At 75.8% G+C, this 2,751-nt stretch carries 4 protein-coding genes; all 4 read right to left on the bottom strand.

Annotated elements, in window-relative coordinates; all coding sequences use genetic code 11:
- Nucleotides 1-769 (bottom strand): glycosyltransferase (locus tag MXD58_RS28275; RefSeq protein ID WP_250611211.1); only part of this gene is annotated, 769 nt, incomplete at its 3' end.
- Between the two features lie 94 nt (nt 770-863).
- Nucleotides 864-1,160: a hypothetical protein gene (locus MXD58_RS28270; protein WP_248838390.1), complete on the bottom strand. Its 297-nt coding sequence runs from the start codon at nt 1,158-1,160 to the stop codon at nt 864-866.
- Nucleotides 1,161-1,165: 5 nt separating this feature from the next.
- Nucleotides 1,166-1,879 (bottom strand): class I SAM-dependent methyltransferase, encoded by a 714-nt coding sequence (locus MXD58_RS28265; protein WP_248838391.1) that lies wholly within the window; start codon nt 1,877-1,879, stop codon nt 1,166-1,168.
- 116 nt (nt 1,880-1,995) lie between these two features.
- Nucleotides 1,996-2,751 (bottom strand): glycosyltransferase (locus MXD58_RS28260; protein ID WP_250611209.1); only part of this gene is annotated, 756 nt, incomplete at its 5' end.

Here is a 2,751-nt window from a genome sequence, read left to right as displayed (position 1 = left end):
GGCCCAGCCGGGCGGCGCGGGCGTCGGCGTCGCGCGGCACGCGCACGACCGCGTCCGCCACGCCCTCCCCGATCGCGTGCAGTCGATGCGGCGGGATCGGCAGCTGACGGGCCACCTCAGCGGCGACGGCGAGAGTCGGAACGATCACCGCGTCGGCGTGGCGGACCGCGCGCTCGCCCATCTGGCGATGCCAGCGCGCCCCGTGCGGGGTGAGCGTCTCCGGGTGCGTCCACGGCACCGCGTCGTGGATCGTGACGACCAGCTTGGGCCGGGGTCGGCGCCGGTCCAGCGCGCCCGCCAGGGCCGGGGTGACGGTCGTACCGAACCAGGCCGCCAGTGGCGGCCGGGAGGATCGGCCGGGCGGCATGGCGACGGGGCCGCCCGCGTGGCCACCGGCAGTCTGGCCGTCGGGACGGCCGGCTCCCCCGCGCAGCCTCTCGATCACCGCCTGGGTCAGCGCGCCGGTGGTCCCGCCGGCGGGTGGGAGCAGCAGGGTCGGCGCGTGGATGACGTCGACGCCGGTCGGAGCCGGGCCGACGCCCCGCGACCAGGCTGCGGCCAGCGGGCGGCGCCCCAGCGCGAGACGCATCGGGCCGAGCACACCGGGCAGGGCCGCGGTCTCGAAGCGGCGGTGCGCGGCGCACCAGCCGGCGACCGAGTCACCCGGCTCGGCCAAGCGGGCGAGCGCAGCTGCGAGCTCCGCGCTGTACCGGCCGGTCCCGCCCGGGACCGGCGCGAGCAGCTGCTCGACTAGGAAGCCCACACGCACGTGCACAGTCTCCCCCCGCGGTCGGACGGTGTCGGTGCGGGGTGTCGCCGCACCGACACCGAGGTGTCGGTTTCGACAGACCGGATGGACCAGCTCAGTGCCGGCTGGACCGCACCGCGGCGAGGACCATCACCAGGCAGAACACGCCGCCGACGAGGTAACCCTCCCAGCGCTGGGCGCCCACCGCGTCGGCGCCGGCCGCGGCGCCGAAGACGATCAGCCCGAAAAGCAGCACCGTCAGCAGCACCGCCAGGGCCCGCTGGGCGAACCGGGAGGACGGTGGCGGCGGTGGGCCGGTGCGGGGCGGGGGCTGGCGGCTCGGTTGTGGCCGGCGGCTCGGTGGAGTCCGGCGCGGGCCGTCGGCCGGCTGGTCGGGTCGGGAGGCGCCCATCGGCCTCAGCTCGCCCGCCTGCGGGCGTGGGTGAGCACCACGCTGCCCGCGCTGTCGGGCGCCCGCCGGTCGGCGAGGGCGATCGCCGGGGAGAGCACCGCGGCCGCGTTCCAGCCGGCCCGCCCGCCCTTGGCGGACAGGGTCAGGTAGAGCCGCTCCGCCCGCTCGCTGCGGAACATGTACGTCTGCCGGACGACGTCCAGCCCGGCGTCGCCGAGCAGGCCGGCGAGCCGTTCGCCCGGGTAGGTCTGCTTGACGTGGTAGCGCTCGCGGTGCCGGTCGAGCAGGGCCGGCCAGTTGGCCGCCTTCGTCAGCGCGTCCGCGGACATCACGAGGTCGCCGCCGGGCCGCAGCACCCTGGCCATCTCCGCCAGGGCCGCCGGGCCGTCGTCGAAGTGCTCGATGGCGCAGACCGACATCACCACGTCGAACGAGGCGTCGGCGAAGGGCAGGGCTAGCGCGTCGCCCTCGACCAGGCCGGGATGTCCCCGCAGGCGCTGGCCGAACTCCAGCTTGTGCCGGGCGAGGTCGAGGCAGACCGCGCGGGCGCCGCGGCGGACGGCCTGGCCGGCCCAGTAGCCATCGCCGCCGGCGACGTCCAGCAGGGTGCGGCCGGTCAGCTCCCCGGCCCAGTTCAGCAGAGTGCCCACCTCACGGCGGCGCATCACGTGGACCTGATGGCCCACAAAGGCGAGGGCGTCGTCACGTACGGGGCTCAACAGTCCGCCTCTCGCTTCAGCCGTCGTCGACCGATCAGTCTGCCCCTGGCCTCGGAGGCGCAGCTATCAGGACCCATCAGATATACACCAAGCGACCATCGTTGAACGGAAAGTAACTACTTGGAGGCGGTCCGCGCGGGCGGCGCGGTCGCGTCCGGGTCGTCGGCGAGGGCGGCCAGGGTCACGTCCAGGTAGCGATCCCAGGCCGCCGGCACGTCCGGAAGGACGACCTTGGCCCGCAGCTCGCCCAGCACGCCCGGTTCGTAGAGCCGGCGCAGCGCGCCGGCGAGGGCGCCGGCGTCGTCCGGCGCCACCAGCAGCCCGTCCACCCCATCGCGGACGGAGCCGGCAAGCGTACCCACCGTCGTCGCGACCACCGGCAGGCCGTGCAACCGGGCCAGGTCGACGTTCTGCGACGCCGTCCCCGCCCGGTACGGCAGGACGAGCGCGTCCGCGGCCGCGAACAGCGCGGGCACGTCGGCGGCGTCGACATAACCGGGCCGCAGGTCCACCCGGTCGCTCAGGCCGAGCCGCTCGACCAGCCCGAGAGTCTCCGCCGTACCACCCCAGAACTCCCCGGCCACGGTGAGACGGACGTCCCCCGGTCCCCGTGCCAGCGCCTCCAGCAGCACGTCGAGCCCCTTATAGGGCCGAACCAGGCCGAAGAACAGCAGGCTGCGGTGGACGTCGCCACCCGTGCCGGCGGGCGTGGCGCCACCCTCGGCGTCGGCCTCGGGCGGCCTGCGCCGGGTCGGCGAGGACCACAAGTGGGGAGCCATCTCGGCGACGGCTACGGGGACCGGGGTCAGCCGGGCGGCGAGCTCGGCCTGCGCCGGGGTGTGCACCAGCACCGCCGAGGCCCGGCGCAGCAC

Origin of the sequence: Frankia sp. AgKG'84/4 (assembly GCF_023242965.2) — a bacterium.
GTDB lineage: Bacteria > Actinomycetota > Actinomycetes > Frankiales > Frankiaceae > Frankia.
The sequence above is the reverse complement of the archived record's forward strand: the minus strand, read 5'-3'. Positions and strand labels throughout refer to the sequence as shown.